Consider the following 17,516-nt stretch of genomic DNA (forward strand, 5'->3'; position numbering starts at 1 on the left):
CGCCATTTATCTGTATCTGACGTCTCACCGAACCTTCCCTTTTCTAGGAGATTTCGGTGCGAAAAGTTCTTTTACCGCTGGGGTTGACGATGTTGTCGTGCAACCTCGCCTCTGCGCAGCCTTTAGAGTTGCCGACCTTCACACAGACCTTACCTGTCAGTGTGTCAAATACCTTCCCCGTTGAGTCTGTCGACTCCATAAGCTTTGTACGCGCCTTGGAACTCGCTAGCTCTGCAAGCCCTGAACTGGCTGCTGCAAGACGTGAGCTGGCTGCTTCTCGCGCATTGATTAGCCAAGCAGGAGCACGTCCGAATCCAATATTGTCCGCTAGCCAGGAGGGAATCCGGGGCGATGCCCCGGAGACCACGCTTGAACTGAGCCAAGAAATAGAGCTGGGTGGTAAACGTTCGGCTCGTATTGAGGCAGCGCAACGCGCCATGGACGTAGCGGCCGCCGACCTACAGGACGCCCAAGCTCGACTGAGGGGGGCAGTGATGGGTGCATACTACGATGTGCTTACTGCTCAAGAACGGCTGGACCTCGCTCAGGCTGCTTCAAAGCTTGCGAAGCAAGCTGTGAACGTTGCCAATCGACGTGTGAGGGCCGGCATGGTCTCTCCCGTAGAGGAAACCCGGGCGCGGGTTGCGGCTACTGGAGTGCAAGTAGAGCTTGCCCAGGCCACAGCTGAACTCGAAGCTGCGCGCACTCGGCTGGCGGCCAACTGGGGAAATCCACAGCCACGCTTTGAGCGAGTAAAAGAGCCGGTAGAGGCAGTGCCTCCTCTTCCCGAGCTAGCTGAGCTTTATAGCCGTTTGAACGATTCCGCCCAACTAACCCGCGCGCGTCGGGAGGCTGAAAGACGTCGGGCTGCGTTGGAGCTGGAAAGGACGAATCGCTTTTCTAACGTGACGGTTAGCGTAGGTGCCCAACGCTCAGATGAATATAACGGCACGCTGGGACTGGTGAGTATCTCGATGCCCCTGCCGTTGTTTGATCGAAACCAAGGCAACATCGGAGCAGCACAGGAACGGGCCTACCAGGCGCAGGACGAGCTTAACGCCGTCCATATACGCCTGAAAAGCGAACTTTCCCAAGCGCACATGCGGCTGCGCACTGCTCGCCAGCAGTTCGAACTGTTGCGCAACGACATGCTCCCCAGTGCCCAAAGCGCTTATGAAGCTGCCAGCAAGGGGTTTGAACTAGGAAAGTTCACCTTCCTTGACGTACTGGATGCTCAACGCACGCTTTTCCAAGCCCGCTCTCAGTATCTGTCTGCGCTCTCGCAAGCTAACCAGGCGGCGGCGGAAATCGCCCGAATCGTCGGCGATGGGTCGGCCGTTATCACCTCGGCCACTCAGCCATAAGGAATCCATATGAAAAGTAAATCGAATACATCTTCCTTGGCTGGTCACAAGAAGCAGATTTTTTGGATCGTCGTCATATTAAGCGTGGCACTTATGCTTGGCGGATTGCTTCTTCGCAGTAGTCCAACTGTGCCCGATGCGGGCGACGCACATAGCGAGCATGGTGACGAATCGGAGCATGAGGATGAAGGGCATTCGGATGAGGATGCAGAAGCAGAAGCAGAAGCAGAAGCAGAAGCAGAAGGAGAAGGAGATCATGGCCATGATGAAGGAGGCGCCGATAGCGATCACGAGGTCGGTGCGGCAGAGAAAGATGAGCATGACGATGGTCCTGAGGGAGCAGCGCACGCCGAAGCAGCAGAGGTAGAACTCTCAGAGACACAAATCCTAGCCGCGGGCATCTCGCTGGCAACCGCTCAGCCTGCACAGATACAAAGCGCAATCGAGCTGCCAGGTGAAATTACGTTTAACCAGGATCGCACAGCGCAAGTTGTGCCTCGTCTCTCAGGCGTCGTTGAAGCGGTCAAAGTCGATTTGGGCGAACAGGTGAAACAGGGGCAAGTACTCGCTGTGATCGCGAGTACTGACCTGTCGGAACGTAGAAGCGAGCTCTACGCGGCACAAAAACGTCTTGCATTGGCTCAGAAAACCTATCGACGCGAAAAGGAGCTGTGGGAAGAGCGTATTTCCGCAGAACAGGATTATTTACAGGCACAACAGGCTCTACGGGAAGCAGAGCTGACTGTTGCGAATGCAAAAGCACAGCTACAAGCGCTTGGCAGTGATGCTGGCAAGCCAGACGCATTGAGCCGCTACGAACTCAGGGCGCCGTTCGATGGGATGATCGTTGAGAAGGACATCACTCTCGGTGAGTCAGTCAATACCGATGACCAGATATTCATCATTTCCGATCTTTCTACCGTTTGGGCAGATATCAGCGTTCCTGCCAATGCACTCAGCGCGGTACGAGTCGGCAGCAACGCGGTTATCGAAGCCACAGCATTCGAGTCCAGTGCCAATGGCACCGTTTCTTATGTCGGCTCACTTGTTGGTCAGCAAAGCCGCGCCGCTACCGCCCGGGTCACGCTTCCCAACCCGGAAGGTGTTTGGCGCCCCGGCCTGTTCGTCAAAGTGCGGGTAGGCTCTGGCGGAGCGTCCGTGCCGGTTGCAGTTAAGCCCGATGCGATCCACACATTGGAAGATAGTCCGGTGGTGTTTGTACGGACCGATCATGGCTTCGCCGCTCAGCCAATCGTGACTGGTCGCAGCGATAGTGAAGCGGTTGAAATCAAGGAAGGCCTCCAGCCCGGAGCGCGCTATGCCTTGGATAACAGCTTCATCATCAAGTCCGAGCTTGGCAAAGCCAGCGCCTCGCATGCTCACTGATACGGAGTTATAGAATCGTGTTCGAACGTATCATTCGTTTTTCTATAGAGCATCGTTGGCTGGTTTTGCTAGCCGTACTTGGCATGGCAGCGTTAGGAGCTTACAGCTACCAAAAGCTGCCTATCGATGCTGTCCCTGATATCACCAACGTACAGGTGCAAATCAACACTGCGGCGCCAGGTTATTCGCCGTTGGAAGTGGAACAGCGTATTACCTACCCGCTCGAGACGGTAATGGCCGGGTTGCCCAAGCTCGAGCAGACCCGTTCCTTGTCTCGATATGGCCTGTCTCAAATCACAGTTATTTTTGAGGAAGGCACTAACATCTATTTTGCCCGCCAGCTTGTAAATGAGCGCCTGGGTGGAGCCAAAGATCAGCTTCCTGAAGGCGCCACTCCAACACTTGGCCCTATTTCCACAGGGCTTGGCGAAATCTATTTTTGGACGGTTGAAGCTGAGGAAGGTGCCGCCAAATCGGACGGTACGCCTTATACCCCTACTGACTTGCGTGAGATTCAAGATTGGATCATCAAACCGCAAGTCCGTAATGTGCCAGGTGTTACTGAGATCAATACGATCGGAGGATATGCAAAGGAATATCAGATCGCCCCCAACCCAGACACGTTGCGGTCGTTTGGACTAACACTACAAGATCTGATCGAGGCGGTTGAGCAAAACAATAACAATCTAGGTGCCGGGTATATTGAAAAACGAGGCGAGCAGTATCTTGTTCGTGCTCCAGGACAAATGCAGTCAGTAGAGGACATCCGCAATACCCTTATTAGCAACGTTGACGGTACCCCAGTACGTATCCGCGACGTTGCGACGGTCGAGGTTGGAAAGGAGCTCCGTACTGGCGCAGCCACCGAGAATGGCCGCGAAGTGGTTCTAGGTACGGCTTTCATGCTTATCGGTGAAAATAGCCGGGTAGTTTCTAGGGCTGTCGATGACAAGATGAAAGAGATAAACCTTTCGCTTCCAGAGGGCGTAAAGGCGATTACTGTCTACGATCGAACTGTACTCGTAGACAAAGCTATATCCACCGTTAAGAAGAACCTCACTGAGGGTGCCATTCTTGTTGTGGTTATACTTTTTCTCTTCTTGGGCAATATCCGTGCGGCGATCCTAACCGCACTTGTTATACCGCTGGCGATGCTCTTTACGTTCACCGGCATGGTAGCCAACGAGGTCAGCGCCAACCTGATGAGCTTAGGCGCATTGGATTTCGGCATCATTATCGATGGTGCCGTGGTGATTGTTGAGAACTGCGTGCGTCGACTTGCTCACGCTCAGTCCCATCACGGGCGGGCATTAACGCTGTCCGAACGGCTTCATGAAGTGTTCGCTGCGGCAAAGGAAGTGCGTCGGCCTCTACTCTATGGGCAGCTGATCATTATGATCGTATATCTGCCGATATTCGCCCTTACAGGGGTAGAAGGTAAGATGTTCACGCCCATGGCGTTTACCGTAGTGACAGCGCTATTCGGGGCGATGATTCTCTCGGTGACGTTCGTCCCGGCAGCCGTTGCGCTCTTTATCGGCAAGCGTGTTACAGAGAAGGAAAACTTTCTAATCCGCAATGCTAAACGGGCCTACGCACCTGCATTCGATGCGGTGATGTCCAACAAGCCAGTAGTGCTCACCTTTGCCGTTGTTGCAGTTGTACTTTCCGGCCTCGTAGGGGCACGTATGGGCAGTGAATTCGTGCCTAGCCTCAACGAGGGGGACTTCGCTATCCAAGCCCTTCGTGTACCGGCTACCAGCCTTAGTCAGTCTGTCGAGATGCAGCAGCAGCTGGAGCGAAAGCTCATGGATGAGTTTCCGGAGATCGAGCGGATTTTTGCGCGCACAGGCACTGCGGAGGTGGCATCCGATGCCATGCCTCCAAACATCTCTGACGGGTACGTCATGCTGAAGCCACAAGAGCAGTGGCCGGATCCAGGCAAGTCGCGCGACGAACTCTTAAGCGAGGTCCAAGCATCCGCCGCTGAGTTACCGGGCAATAACTACGAGTTTTCCCAGCCTATTCAGCTGCGTTTCAACGAGTTGATTTCCGGTGTTCGTGCCGCTGTAGCCGTGAAAATCTATGGTGATGACATGGAGGTTCTTAACAGCACGGCGGCGGAAGTGTCCGAGGTGCTAGGACAAGTACCAGGCGCCTCCGAGGTTACGGTCGAGCAAACGACTGGCCTTCCTATGCTCACGATTGATATCGATCGCGATCAAATCGCACGATACGGCCTGAGTTTAGATACTGTACAGCAAGCGGTTGCAGTAGCCATCGGGGGCCGAGAGGCAGGCACCTTGTTTCAAGGAGACCGGCGTTTCGATATCGTAGTTCGTTTACCGGACGAGATACGAAGCGATCTCGCCGCAATTGAGAGGCTCCCAATTGCCCTTCCAAGGGAATTAAACAGCGCCATAAGTTATATCCCCCTCGGCGAGGTGGCCACTCTGGATTTGGCCCCCGGTCCGAATCAGATCAGTAGAGAGGAAGGGAAACGGCGAATTGTCGTTAGTGCAAACGTCCGTGGTCGGGACATTGGATCATTCGTATCTGAGGCAGAACAGAAAATCCAGGCCCAGGTAGATATCCCGTCAGGTTATTGGATCGACTGGGGCGGTACCTTTGAGCAGCTTGAATCGGCAACGAAGCGGCTGCAGATTGTCGTCCCTGTGGCGCTGCTCCTGGTCTTCATTCTGCTTTTCATGATGTTCAACAATGTCAAAGACGGCTTGTTGGTGTTTACAGGGATTCCATTTGCGCTCACCGGAGGCATTGTTGCGCTGTGGCTGAGAGATATCCCATTGTCCATTTCAGCAGGAGTTGGCTTTATTGCTCTGTCGGGCGTCGCCGTTCTAAATGGCCTGGTAATGATCTCCTTCATCCGTAGCCTACGGGAGCAAGGTTTACCTCTGGGCACCGCGATCCGCGAGGGCGCTCTGACCCGGCTACGGCCGGTATTGATGACAGCCTTGGTGGCTTCACTCGGGTTCGTTCCGATGGCCTTGAATGTGGGTACCGGTGCAGAGGTACAGCGCCCCCTTGCGACGGTGGTAATCGGGGGGATTCTCTCCTCAACGGTGCTAACGCTATTAGTTTTGCCGTTGCTCTACCAGATGGCTCATCGGCGCGAAGACGAATTGGAGGAGCAAGAAATCGCGCTAGCCGCCGACAGAACGAGCTAGATATCGGATGGCGGTACACAACGCCCCGTTCTTGCTAGCAAGCAAGAACGGGGCGTGTTGATTATCGGAGCGCTAAGTTCATTAGCGGCGCAGCGGGCAGTACAGCCTTGGTGGCGCAGGTCTGATGCATCTAAGCGGTAAATAAGAAACTTGCTCGCGCTAAGTGCTATGACCTGCGCTACATACGCCTCCTCGACCTGATGGCTTTCACCCAAGGTGAGCTGACGAAGGATTATGCGAGCAGCGGCTGACCTGCCCTGGTTGGCAGCAAGGGGCGATAGCTACGACAACGCCCTGGCTGGAATGATCAGCAGGCTGTACAAGACCGAGCTGACACCTTCAATCATGCACGAACCGCGAGACCGCTGAGATGACGACCCCCGACATGGATGCGGGGTAGGCCACCAGCGTCTGTTCAGCTCACTCGATATGCTCCTTGCGAAGGCTAATAACAACAGATCAGGCGATGGCGGCCTGACTTAAACGAAACGGCTTTTATAAATCAAGGGCGATTCGCTGGTAGCGATGTTGCGGGCAAGTTATGGAAACAAAAAAGCGCCCCGAAGGCGCTTAGAGTGCAACTGCTTCCAAAGGAGCTTGGAAGCTGCCGGAGGCGAATATCGTTCAGATATGAAGCGGTTAGTCAGCTTTGGTTTCTTTCTTGCTTTCCGTATTGTTCTGATCTTGGCGGGTATCCTTAATCTGTAATTCGTCTATTTTTCGTTTGGCGGATTCGGTTCCGTGAATTCGTTTTTGATCTGCTCGGAATTTTTCATTAAATTTAATTGAGCGGTCATAGCCATCTTCTGCATAAGACAATGCGGAGCCGCAGATTACCAAACCAACAACAATAGCTTTCAACAGATTCATAGGGCAGTCCTCGCTAAATTCAAAGGTGGCTTGCTGAGCTTTCTCGCTGAGCCCTGCAGGTTCGAATGAATTTTGCGTGATTGAAGCTAACAGCAGCATGAGCCAAGCATTACATTATTGAAATGTAATGCTTCCATTGCGCGGTGACATGAGCGCCTTGCTTCGTCATGTCAGCACCGAGGCGCACCAATCTGCAAGGGCCTATCCTACGAAAAGAATGATTGGAAGATTACAATTTTGTCATCCTCGGATTGACGCCGTATCATCTATCATTAGCGAGCAACGTCGTTTAACGTTTGAGAGGGATCGGCCAGTTATCGGCAAGTTTCAGACGATAATGCACGAACTCGCTTGAGAGTGGTCCCATTTCTGTCAGTGTGGTTTGGAAGGCCAGATGGTATTGGTGCTAGTATTATCTATTACTTTTTTTGGGCTCCCTATCCTTGACTTATGTTATTTAAGGACGGTTAAAAACCAATGACTCACGAACATAACCATAACACCGAAGCCATAGGCGATAAGCGTTTAATCGCTGCCATTGGCGTTAATACTGTGCTAACTCTGGCACAAGTTGTTGGAGGAATACTTTCTGGCAGTTTATCGCTCATAGCTGACGCGCTACATAACTTGAGCGATGCCGCATCACTGGTTATTGCGCTCATCGCACGTAAAATCGGTCGCAAACCGCCAGATGCTTTTAAAACCTTCGGCTACCGACGCAGTGAAACCATAGCGGCTTTGATTAACTTGGTCACGCTGATTATCGTTGGTCTCTACCTCATCTACGAAGCTATAGGTCGGTTTTTTGCCCCACAGCCCATTGAAGGATGGACAGTGGTCGTGGTGGCGGGAATAGCCTTGATTGTAGATGTCGTCACGGCCTTGCTCACCTACACAATGTCTAAGAATAGCATGAATATAAAGGCGGCATTCCTGCACAATGTGTCGGATGCGCTGGCCTCCGTCGGGGTTATTATTGCCGGAACATTGATTCTTCTGTATGGCTGGTACTGGACGGATACTGTCCTGACACTGATGATTGCTGGGTACGTGCTCTGGCAGGGCTTTAGCATGCTGCCTAAAACCATTCACTTGTTAATGGAGGGCGCACCAGAAGGAGTTTCCATCACTGATATAATCAATGTCATGGAGCAAGTGGACGACGTTGTGAGTGTTCACCACGTACATGTCTGGGAAATTGCCGAACATTCAACTGCATTGGAAGCTCACGTTGTCATCAAGAAGGCTAGCCTGCCCGAAATTGAACGAGTAAAGACTGATTTAAAACGAGTACTTCATGAGCAATTCAAAGTCAGCCACTCGACACTTGAAATGGAACTAGACGGCAGTGTTTGTATCGACACCAGGCAGGCCGACAGTCATCGCAGCGAAGCATAAGCCTGCTTTGCGCTCAACGCTGTTGCTAGACAGTTAGCTCGATATCAACCGGAGTGAACTTGTGACATCACTCGTTGCCGCTATGTCATCGACCAGAGACATGCTAGGGACAGTCTGAAAAAGACTTTCTGATTTTGGCAAAATAGCCGAACGCCACCCACCGAGTTTTCTGATGAAGCAGATGACCTTCGCCGATGCCGAGTACGCCGGCAAGCGCAAGCAGACCCGCAAAGAGCTGTTCCTGATCGAGATGGATCGGGTGGTGCCGTGGAAGGGGTTGATTGCCCTGATCGAGCCGCATTACCCCAAGGGTGAAGGTGGCCGTCCGGCGTACCCGTTGATGGCAATGCTGCGGGTTCATCTAATGCAAAACTGGTTCGGTTATAGCGATCCAGCGATGGAGGAGGCACTGTACGAGACCACCATCCTGCGGCAGTTCGCGGGGCTGAGCCTGGAGCGTATCCCCGACGAAACCACCATCCTCAACTTCCGTCGCCTGCTGGAGAAACACGAACTGGCTGCTGGCATCCTGGCCGTGATCAATGGCTACCTGGGTGACCGTGGCCTGTCGCTGCGCCAAGGCACCATCGTCGATGCCACGCTGATCAATGCGCCGAGTTCGACCAAGAACAAAGACGGCAAGCGCGACCCAGAGATGCACCAGACCAAGAAGGGCAACCAGTATTACTTTGGCAGTGCGACCTGAAAGTCGCATGGGTTTCTGTTCCGCAGGTTAACGCCCGACGGAACCGACTGTTCCACCACTCGTTCCCTACCCAGACAGGCGTGGCCGGCAACAGCCGGGTCTGAAGCTCTGGGGACAATGTAACCGCCGATATTTCGGTAGGTCGAACCGCGAGGCCAGACTGAATCTGCCAGCATCAAGGCGGAGAGGTGCTAGGGATGAACGGGTACGGCTAACACAAGTGAATCTCATATAAACGTCGTCATAGTAGCCAAGCCAAAGATGCTGACAGGCTTGAACCAAAAGGTGCGCGGCCAGGCAGGGGCTCTTACCGATAGCCCCTCGTGGATGTGGTGCCGCCGGCGAAATCGAGGAGCCCGACCCGTTCGGAAATCCATGCGGAACAGGGTAAGCCCGTAGCGTTGCCGATTTCGGCAGGTGAGCTGTAAAGCAAGCTGTTGATGCTGCGGGTAAAGGAATGTGGAAAAAGCGAAGGTCACCCTGTAATGGGGTGAATACAGATTGAAACATCATCTGGCGCGAAAGCGAGCAGACTTCCACACGGTCTTCCATGGCGAGAAAACCTGATCAATCGTTGTACGGAGGAAAGCAGATGGCAGTGTTCGCACCCAATGCGCAAGCAACGGCGAGCATTGGTGCGCCTTCGAACTTCATATCGGCCTGGCCCCAACACTGGAACCAGATCGAGTCGCAAGTGAAACGACTCCAGGTACGTATCGCCAAGGCAACACGAGAAGGCAGGTGGGGCAAGGTGCAAGCCTTGCAACGACTGCTGACTCGCTCGTTCAGCGGCAAACTGTTGGCCGTGAAACGAGTGACGGAAAACAGAGGCAAGAGAACACCGGGCGTTGATGGCAAGATCTGGTCGACTCCGGTGGCTAAATCGACGGGAGCACAAGCGTTACAGCATCGGGGCTATCGGCCTCAACCGCTGAGACGCATCTACATACCCAAAAGCAATGGCAAGAAGCGTCCGCTGGGAATTCCAACGATGCGGGATCGTGCGATGCAGGCGCTGTGGAAACTGGCACTTGAGCCGGTTGCCGAAACGCGTGCAGACCCCAACTCCTATGGATTTCGGCCGCAGCGATCCACTGCCGATGCAATCGCACATTGCTTCAATGCACTGGCGAAACGTGGTTCGGCGCATTGGGTACTGGAAGCTGACATTCGAGGCTGTTTCGACAATATCAGTCACGATTGGCTGCTCACCAACGTGCCCATGGATAAGGTGGTTCTGCGCAAATGGCTTCGAGCGGGGTATGTCGATCAGGGAGCCTTGTTCGCAACGGAGGCAGGAACCCCGCAAGGGGGAATCATCTCTCCGGTACTTGCGAATTGGACGCTGGATGGCCTGGAAGATGTCGTCCATGCAAGCGTGGCTTCGACAGCGCGCAAGCGTAAGCCATTCAAGATACACGTCGTACGATATGCCGATGACTTCATCATCACAGGGGCCACGAAAGCTGTTTTGCAACATCAGGTTCGTCCTGCAATTGAGGCGTTCCTGAAAGAGCGAGGCTTGGAACTCTCTGATGAAAAGACTCAGATAACGCATATCTCGCAAGGCTTCGATTTTCTGGGCCAGAACGTACGCAAGTACGCCGGCAAGCTACTCATCACTCCGGCTCGCAAGAGTGTGAAGGCATTGCTGGATAAGGTGCGGGAAATCGCGAACGCAAACAAGACGGCGACTCAAGCTAACTTGATCTTGACCCTGAACCCGGTGATCCGAGGATGGGCCATGTATCATCGCCATGTTGTCGCCGCCAAGCGTTTCGCATGGATCGACCATCAGATTTGGCAAGTGTTATGGCGCTGGGCAGTTCGCCGGCACGCCATGAAAAGTGCCCATTGGGTAAAACAACGCTACTTTCGTGTCGTGGGTCAACGGCACTGGGTTTTCGCCACCCAGGAGAAAGCGCGCGGCATGAGTCAACCCGCTTGGCTGTATGCCGCCGCCAGTGTTTCGATCGTGCGGCATATCAAAATATGCAGTGCAGCGAACCCGTTCGATCCGGCATGGACGTTTTACCTTGAGCGCCGAAGAGCGCATCGTCAGGTTACCCAGTCTCACTCAGGCTGCTGGAAGGCTTGAGCCGTATGAGGGGTGACTCTCAAGTACGGTTCTTAGGGGAGGCAGGAGTGGTAACACTCCTGCTTTACCCGACTGAAGGCGCACATCGGCGTGGATGACGAATCGGGCTTGGTGCACAGCGTGGTGGGCACGGCGGCCAACGTGGCGGATGTCACCCAGGTCGATAAGCTGCTGCACGGCGACGAGAATGTGGTTTGCGCCGACGCTGGTTACACCGGCGTTGAGAAGCGTCCCGAGCATGAGGGGCGTCAGGTGATCTGGCAGGTTGCGGCACGCCGCATCACCTACAAGAAGCTCGATAAGCGCAGCGCGCTATACAAAGCCAAGCGCAAGATCGAGAAGGCCAAAGCCCCAAGTACGCGCCAAGGTCGAGCACCCGTTCCGCGTGATCAAGCGGCAGTTTGGCTATACCAAGGTGCGCTTCCGCGGGCTGGTGAAGAACACCGCTCAGTTGGTCACGCTGTTCGCGCTGTCGAATCTGTGGAAGGCGCGCCGACGGTTACTGACCAACGCGGGAGAGGTGCGCCTGTAATGCGGGGAATGGCCGCCGCGAGGTGCTCGCGGCGGCTAAAAACACAGAAATGAGCGGTGATCTGATCATTTTTGGTCGATTTTCCGCTTTCAAAATCGGCGGAAGCTGAAGTCAGCCAGAAATACATGGCTACTTCAGACCATCCCTAGGGGATTGTTTATAGGCCATTACTTATTCTTGAGAGGACCAGTAGGCTCGGTGCGTGCAGCTGCTCATTGAGCGATTGTGGGCCTCAGCGTGAACAGACTTATATTTAGTTGTTGGCTAGTCGTATGAAAATGGTAAGCCGCTAGGTTTTTAGCATACCCAGAGTGGCACTAACCAAGCATCTGCCTCGCCTGTGTAAAATTCTTTAAGGAGACACTGCATAAATAGCCAGCCGCCCCCACCCTTGGCACACTGAGCCCCCTCAACCAGCCCCCTCCATGAGCTTTGTTACGCGCGTGCAGAAGACCTTCTCCGAACTCGAATACACCGGCAAGAAAAAGCAGACTCGCCGAGATCGCTTCCTGGCTGACCTTGAACAGCTGGTGCCCTGGGCACAAGTGGAGGCGCAAGTGGCGCCGTTCTATAGCGACACCACAGGCAAGCGTGGACGCCCTGCGATTGGGTTGTCGCGCATGCTGCGCATGTATGTCGTGCAGCAGTGTTTCGGTCTCTCCGATGAAGGTACCGAAGATGCCGTCTACGACAGCCAGGCCATTCGTGGTTTCATCGGCATCGACCTGGGCCGTGAGTCGGCACCGGATGCCACTACCTTGTTGCGATTTCGCCGCTTGCTGGAAACCCATCAGCTAACGCGGGTGCTGTTTGAAACGATTAACCAGCATCTGGCCAGCCGGGGTCTGCTGCTCAAGGAAGGCACTATCGTCGACGCTACCCTGATCGCCGCGCCGCCCTCGGTCAAGAACCGAGAAGGTAAGCGTGATCCTGAGATGCATCAGGCCAAGAAAGGCAATCAATGGCGTTCTCCAGATTGCCAGCAAGCGTCAACTTCGGCCTGTCGGCCGGTGGGAATTATGCTGAACAGGGGCTCCCACTGGCCTTCGCAGCTCAGCATGACTGGCCTGTCTGGCTCTTCGAGCGCGGTCTGGTAGAGCGACTGCAGTAAGGGGCGATCAATCAACGGGGTGTCGCACGGCAGTACGAGCATCCACGCGTTGCGAGCAGCTGCAAGACCGCTGCGTATTCCTGCAAGGGGCCCGGGGAATCCCTGCTCTTCATCGCTAATCAATCGATCGGCATAGGCCGAGTAGCGGGCTCGATTGCGGTTGCAGGATAGCAGCAGGTCGTCTGTCAATGGCTGAACGGTCTCATGCAACCATGCAATCAATGGGCGTCCCTGCCATTCGACCAGTCCTTTGTCCTGTCCTCCCATGCGTTGCCCACGGCCACCCGCCAGAAGCAGGATGAAGCAGGAAGGCAGTAGCGGGTCGGGCATATCATCGCTCCAGAAAAGCTTGCATATAGCGCTCGGGCTGGCGGTCAGGCAACGTGCGCGCGGGAGGTGTGGAGGCCTGGCGCTCGGTTTATTGGAATCTGTGTCGCGCTTCGGCGACCCAGGAGTGCTTCAGCTAAACCAACGAAAAATCCTGTTGTCTATCTCCTCCATCCACTTTCTCTGGAAGAGGGTGCCGCCTGCTCATTGGCCGATACAAGGAGAACAATCAAATGCAGGAGAGAAACGTTTGGGTTGATTATGCCAAGGCGATCGGGATCATTCTTGTTGTCTACGGGCATGTCGCGCGAGGCGTATTCAATGCCGGGTTGCCGATGGATGAGGCGCGATTCGTGCTGGTCGACAGCATCATCTACAGCTTTCACATTCCGCTGTACTTCTTCCTGTCGGGTTTATTCTTCTTCGATTCGTTGCAGAAGCGGGGCCGGGGCGGGTTGATCATCAACAAGGTCGACACAATCGTCTATCCCTTTATTGTCTGGTCTTTACTACAAGGTCTGTTCGAAGTCGTCCTGTCGAATTACACGAACGGTCAGGTCACCTTGGTTGAGGTGTTCTCGCTGCTCTGGATGCCGCGAGCGCAGTTCTGGTTCCTGTACGCTCTGTTTCTGGTGTTCGTGGTTTGTGCGTTTCTTTATGCGCGGGCAGATCGGCGCTATTTCTTGCCATTCGTGGTCCTGTTTGGCTTGCTGTATGTCTTCCAGCAGGATCTGACGGTAAACAACATGACCCGCTTTATCCTGGGCAACACCGTCTTCTTCGCATTGGGCGTCTGGTTCAACGAGGTCAAGGCGTTCTTCCTAGCGCGTTATACACAGCTGACATTATTTTTCGGTGCGCTGTTCATCCTGGGGCAGTACCTGTTTCATGTGACCTTCGGTCTGAACTATGCCGATGGCGGCATGGCGGTACTCGCGCTTGCAACCATATCCATCTTTTTCATGATCGCGTTGTCGATGTGGCTAGGTCAGTTTCGCGTGGATTGGTTTCTGTTCATCGGCGCTTCGTCGATGACGATCTACCTGATGCATATTCTGGCCGGTAGCGGGGTGCGGGTAATACTCAGCAAATTCCTCGGTATTGATTCAATCACAGCGCATCTGATTATCGGAACGCTGATCGGTACGGCGGCTCCGTTGTTGGCGCAAGTCGTGATCAATCGTTACAAACTGTACTTCTTGCTTACCCCGCCCGAGCAGATTTCGGCATCTCAGTTCCATATGCGCAAGGCTGTTGCCCACTAGGGAGACACTGCATAAATAGCCAGCCGCCCCCACCCTTGGCACACTGAGCCCCCTCAACCAGCCCCCTCCATGAGCTTTGTTACGCGCGTGCAGAAGACCTTCTCCGAACTCGAATATACCGGCAAGAAAAAGCAGACTCGCCGAGATCGCTTCCTGGCTGACCTTGAACAGCTGGTGCCCTGGGCACAAGTGGAGGCGCAAGTGGCGCCGTTCTATAGCGACACCACAGGCAAGCGTGGACGCCCTGCGATTGGGTTGTCGCGCATGCTGCGCATGTATGTCGTGCAGCAGTGTTTCGGTCTCTCCGATGAAGGTACCGAAGATGCCGTCTACGACAGCCAGGCCATTCGTGGTTTCATCGGCATCGACCTGGGCCGTGAGTCGGCACCGGATGCCACTACCTTGTTGCGATTTCGCCGCTTGCTGGAAACCCATCAGCTAACGCGGGTGCTGTTTGAAACGATTAACCAGCATCTGGCCAGCCGGGGTCTGCTGCTCAAGGAAGGCACTATCGTCGACGCTACCCTGATCGCCGCGCCGCCCTCGGTCAAGAACCGAGAAGGTAAGCGTGATCCTGAGATGCATCAGGCCAAGAAAGGCAATCAATGGCACTTCGGGATGAAGGCCCACGTTGGTGTCGACGCCACATCGGGACTCGTGCACAGCGTGGTAGGGACTGCCGCCAACGTGGCGGATGTCACCCAGGTCGATCAGTTGCTGCACGGCGCCGAAACCTATGTTTCGGGTGACGCTGGATACACTGGTGCGGCCAAGCGACCGGAGCATGCTGAACGGGACGTTGTCTGGTCGATTGCAGCACGGCCAAGCAGTTACAAACATCACGGCAGAGACAGCGTGCTGTACCGAGTCAAGCGCAAAGTCGAATACGCCAAGGCGCAGCTGCGTGCCAAGGTCGAGCATCCCTTCCAGGTGATCAAGGTGCGCTTCAATCATCGTAAGGTTCGCTACCGTGGACTGGAAAAGAATACGGCGCAGTTGTTCAGTCTGTTTGGGTTGGCCAATCTGGTACTGGCCAAGCGGTATTTGCAACGGACGGCGGGATAAGTCCGTCCGAAAGGCGGGGCTGGCCCGCTAATCAGCAAAATCAGGGTAGAAATCGGCCCAAGAAACGCAGAATAAGGCCGGTAGGTTGAAAAAACCGGGTTGAAAAAGGGGGACGGTGAGAATTGGCTAATTGTTCAGCGTCTCCTTAATGTCATCTCAGCTCTTCGCGATGCCTGAAGCCGATGCGATAATCGTTACCGATAGCTGACGTTTGCCAATAACTCAAAGGACGGGGTCTATATGGAGAAGAGATATGAGCACTCAAAAAATCTGCTGTTTAAGTATGCAAGCAGCCAATGGCGGGGTCAGACCGGACGTTCCGGCCAGGAAGGGTGGGAAGGGGCTGGGAATAGCTGAGTGATGGATCAAATTCCCTCTTTACTCATCGCCGGCCAGCTCTTAATGGCGATAGTGGCAGGTTTGCTGCTCAACCTGACGCCCTGCGTTTTGCCTGCAATTCCCATTAAGGTCCGGACCATCTTACGAGAGGCGGGCAGCCAACGATCGCACCGCGTGCTGGCGGCATTGGCGTTCACCGCAGGAACGCTCGCGTTTTTCCTGACGTTGGGCGGACTGACCGCACTTCTGCAGTGGAGCTGGGGCACTTTGTTTCAGTCTGCGGTGTTCGTTGGTGTCCTTGTTGCCTTGATGGTCGGGTTTGCGGTGGTCACCTGGCTGGATTTGCCCATCCCGATCCCGGCGTTCGCCGCCTCGGTCCATGGCCGGCGCTACTTTGAAGCATTCGTATCTGGGTTATTGAGTGCGGTTTTGGCCGCACCCTGCGCCGGTCCTTTCCTTGGTGGAGTCCTAGCCTTTGCCGTTACCCAGCCGACGCCGGTAAGTATGGGGATATTCGGCAGTATCGGGCTGGGGTTGTCGCTGCCCTACGCAGCATTGATGCTCAAACCCGATTGGCTGAGCCGGTTGCCCAAGGCGGGGCCCTGGACCCTGGTCATTAGAGAAGTGCTCGCGTTGGTCTTGCTGGCCGCAGCCGTCTTTTTCAGCGCGAGCCTGGTGCCCAAAGCGGTTTATACCTGGCTATGGTGGTCTTGGCTGGCCCTGGTGCTGGCCTGGGGTGCCCGCCGTTTCGTCCAGGGTAATGGTACCGTGCGTGTGATCACCACAACGGCGGCAGGCCTTGCCCTTGCGATGACTGTGGAATTCGCATCCCCGCTGGGCAACAGCGAAGACGAACTCGTCTGGCAACCCTACTCCGCAAAACTACTGACGGAGACAAAAGCCCAGGGCACACCCTATTTGCTGGAGTTCACCGCCGACTGGTGCATCAACTGCAAGATACTTGAGCGCACGGTCTACCAGGAGGCCGCTGTGGCCGAAGCCGTGCGGCGCACCAAGATGGTGCCCATACAAGTTGACGTGACAGCGAGCAACCCAGAAAAAGATGCGCTATTAACTGCGACCGGCGGGCAGGCCTTACCCTTCGCAGTGGTTGTTGACCGTGACGACACCGTTATCGCCCGTTTCACGGGGCTTTTTGACACCGACAGCTTGGTCGAAGCTATCAATCGCACCGGAAACCCACAACCTTAGATACTGGAGACCCAATCATGGTGATTCGACAAAAAGGATTGCTAGCTGGAGTAGTGGTTTTTGCGATCGCGATCGCTGCGTTCATGTTGATCGACACCAACGGAAACAACCTCGACGCTGCCCAGACTGAACGTGCCGGTCTTGAAGTCCCGGTGCCGACCCGAGCAGGGTTGGCAAATTCCGCTGATAAGGTCCGCCTCACTGTTGCGGGAGGCGCCGCAGCAATGGCGGGAAAGACGGGTGATTTCGTTTTAACACTGAACATTCAACCGGGCTGGCATGTGAATGCAAATCCGGCCTCCATGGAATTCCTGATTCCCACCGTCGTCAGCTCTTCAGTCAACGGCCAGGCGCTTATAATCCCGACGCAGTACCCGCGCGGCCGGGTCAGTGACATTGTGCTGAGTGACACCGCCCTAGAGGTGTATGACGACGGTGCAAGTATTCGGCTGCGGCCCGACGAAAAACAGACCGCCGTGCTGGAAAAGGTAGGCAGGCTCGAAATGATTGTACGGGTGCAGGCCTGCAGTGACGAGGGCATTTGTCTGGCACCGACTGACCTGCCCGTTGCGCTGAATCTGGACGATACCAAGCGACAATAAGTCAGAACGGCCCTCGGAAATGACTCAATTGGGGAATGACTGTGAACAGCTTA

At 54.8% G+C, this 17,516-nt stretch carries 10 protein-coding genes and 4 pseudogenes; 12 read left to right on the forward strand and 2 right to left on the reverse strand.

The features are described 5' to 3' along the window. The first annotated feature begins 56 nt into the window (after positions 1–56). The 3 genes from LW136_RS04045 to LW136_RS04055 are packed head-to-tail and all read left to right on the forward strand — an operon-like array spanning position 57 to position 5,938. A complete protein-coding gene (locus LW136_RS04045; RefSeq protein WP_234174700.1) occupies positions 57–1,364 on the forward strand; it encodes a TolC family protein in 1,308 nt (435 codons plus the stop codon). A 9-nt stretch (positions 1,365–1,373) separates the two neighbouring features. Then, the gene (locus LW136_RS04050; protein WP_234174701.1) at positions 1,374–2,750 is read left to right on the forward strand and encodes an efflux RND transporter periplasmic adaptor subunit; all 1,377 of its coding nucleotides are present in this window, start codon (positions 1,374–1,376) and stop codon (positions 2,748–2,750) included. 17 nt (positions 2,751–2,767) lie between these two features. Further along, the gene (locus LW136_RS04055; RefSeq protein WP_234174702.1) at positions 2,768–5,938 is read left to right on the forward strand and encodes an efflux RND transporter permease subunit; all 3,171 of its coding nucleotides are present in this window, start codon (positions 2,768–2,770) and stop codon (positions 5,936–5,938) included. Between the two features lie 639 nt (positions 5,939–6,577). On the opposite strand, the gene LW136_RS04060 is transcribed toward LW136_RS04055, so the two are convergent. Next, positions 6,578–6,907, reverse strand: coding sequence for a hypothetical protein (locus LW136_RS04060; protein ID WP_128576267.1), 330 nt, complete (start codon positions 6,905–6,907; stop codon positions 6,578–6,580). Between the two features lie 378 nt (positions 6,908–7,285). On the opposite strand from LW136_RS04060, the gene LW136_RS04065 reads away from it, so the two are divergent. The 5 genes and pseudogenes from LW136_RS04065 to LW136_RS04085 all read left to right on the forward strand — a co-directional run. Then, entirely contained in the window at positions 7,286–8,206 is a 921-nt protein-coding gene (locus LW136_RS04065; protein ID WP_042925546.1) for a cation diffusion facilitator family transporter, read from the forward strand. A gap of 172 nt (positions 8,207–8,378) precedes the next feature. Beyond that, positions 8,379–8,900, forward strand: a pseudogene (locus tag LW136_RS04070) (IS5-like element ISPre1 family transposase); the annotation flags it as partial. Between the two features lie 604 nt (positions 8,901–9,504). Beyond that, entirely contained in the window at positions 9,505–11,010 is a 1,506-nt protein-coding gene (gene ltrA, locus LW136_RS04075) for a group II intron reverse transcriptase/maturase (RefSeq protein WP_011911882.1), read from the forward strand. Between the two features lie 72 nt (positions 11,011–11,082). Then, positions 11,083–11,542 (forward strand): annotated as a pseudogene (locus LW136_RS04080) (IS5 family transposase); the annotation flags it as partial. Between the two features lie 425 nt (positions 11,543–11,967). Beyond that, positions 11,968–12,507: pseudogene (locus LW136_RS04085) on the forward strand (IS5-like element ISPsp6 family transposase); the annotation flags it as partial. Here the strand turns inward: LW136_RS04085 and mobA are convergent. Then, positions 12,507–12,983, reverse strand: a pseudogene (gene mobA, locus LW136_RS04090) (molybdenum cofactor guanylyltransferase MobA); the annotation flags it as partial. The pseudogenes LW136_RS04085 and mobA overlap by 1 nt on opposite strands. Positions 12,984–13,213: 230 nt before the next feature. Between mobA and LW136_RS04095 the strand changes: the two are divergent. The 4 genes from LW136_RS04095 to LW136_RS04110 all read left to right on the forward strand — a co-directional run bounded on the left by LW136_RS04095 (position 13,214) and on the right by LW136_RS04110 (position 17,463). Further along, entirely contained in the window at positions 13,214–14,245 is a 1,032-nt protein-coding gene (locus tag LW136_RS04095) for an acyltransferase family protein (RefSeq protein ID WP_038663097.1), read from the forward strand. A 69-nt stretch (positions 14,246–14,314) separates the two neighbouring features. After that, positions 14,315–15,310, forward strand: a complete 996-nt coding sequence (locus LW136_RS04100) for an IS5-like element ISPsp6 family transposase (protein WP_017246247.1) — start codon at positions 14,315–14,317, stop codon at positions 15,308–15,310. 360 nt (positions 15,311–15,670) lie between these two features. Next, positions 15,671–16,861: a protein-disulfide reductase DsbD family protein gene (locus LW136_RS04105; protein ID WP_017246246.1), complete on the forward strand. Its 1,191-nt coding sequence runs from the start codon at positions 15,671–15,673 to the stop codon at positions 16,859–16,861. Positions 16,862–16,878: 17 nt separating this feature from the next. Then, the gene (locus LW136_RS04110) at positions 16,879–17,463 is read left to right on the forward strand and encodes a protein-disulfide reductase DsbD domain-containing protein (RefSeq protein ID WP_017246245.1); all 585 of its coding nucleotides are present in this window, start codon (positions 16,879–16,881) and stop codon (positions 17,461–17,463) included. Positions 17,464–17,516 lie beyond the last annotated feature (53 nt).

Source organism: Stutzerimonas kunmingensis (assembly GCF_021432085.1).
GTDB lineage: Bacteria > Pseudomonadota > Gammaproteobacteria > Pseudomonadales > Pseudomonadaceae > Stutzerimonas.

Coding starts and splice junctions, on each gene's coding strand:
- LW136_RS04050 (WP_234174701.1), top strand. CDS start 1,374: ATGAAAAGTAAATCGAATACATCTTCCTTGGCTGGTCACAAGAAGCAG.
- LW136_RS04060 (WP_128576267.1), bottom strand. CDS start 6,907: ATGCTGCTGTTAGCTTCAATCACGCAAAATTCATTCGAACCTGCAGGG.
- LW136_RS04065 (WP_042925546.1), top strand. CDS start 7,286: ATGACTCACGAACATAACCATAACACCGAAGCCATAGGCGATAAGCGT.
- ltrA (WP_011911882.1), top strand. CDS start 9,505: ATGGCAGTGTTCGCACCCAATGCGCAAGCAACGGCGAGCATTGGTGCG.
- LW136_RS04095 (WP_038663097.1), top strand. CDS start 13,214: ATGCAGGAGAGAAACGTTTGGGTTGATTATGCCAAGGCGATCGGGATC.
- LW136_RS04100 (WP_017246247.1), top strand. CDS start 14,315: ATGAGCTTTGTTACGCGCGTGCAGAAGACCTTCTCCGAACTCGAATAT.
- LW136_RS04105 (WP_017246246.1), top strand. CDS start 15,671: ATGGATCAAATTCCCTCTTTACTCATCGCCGGCCAGCTCTTAATGGCG.
- LW136_RS04110 (WP_017246245.1), top strand. CDS start 16,879: ATGGTGATTCGACAAAAAGGATTGCTAGCTGGAGTAGTGGTTTTTGCG.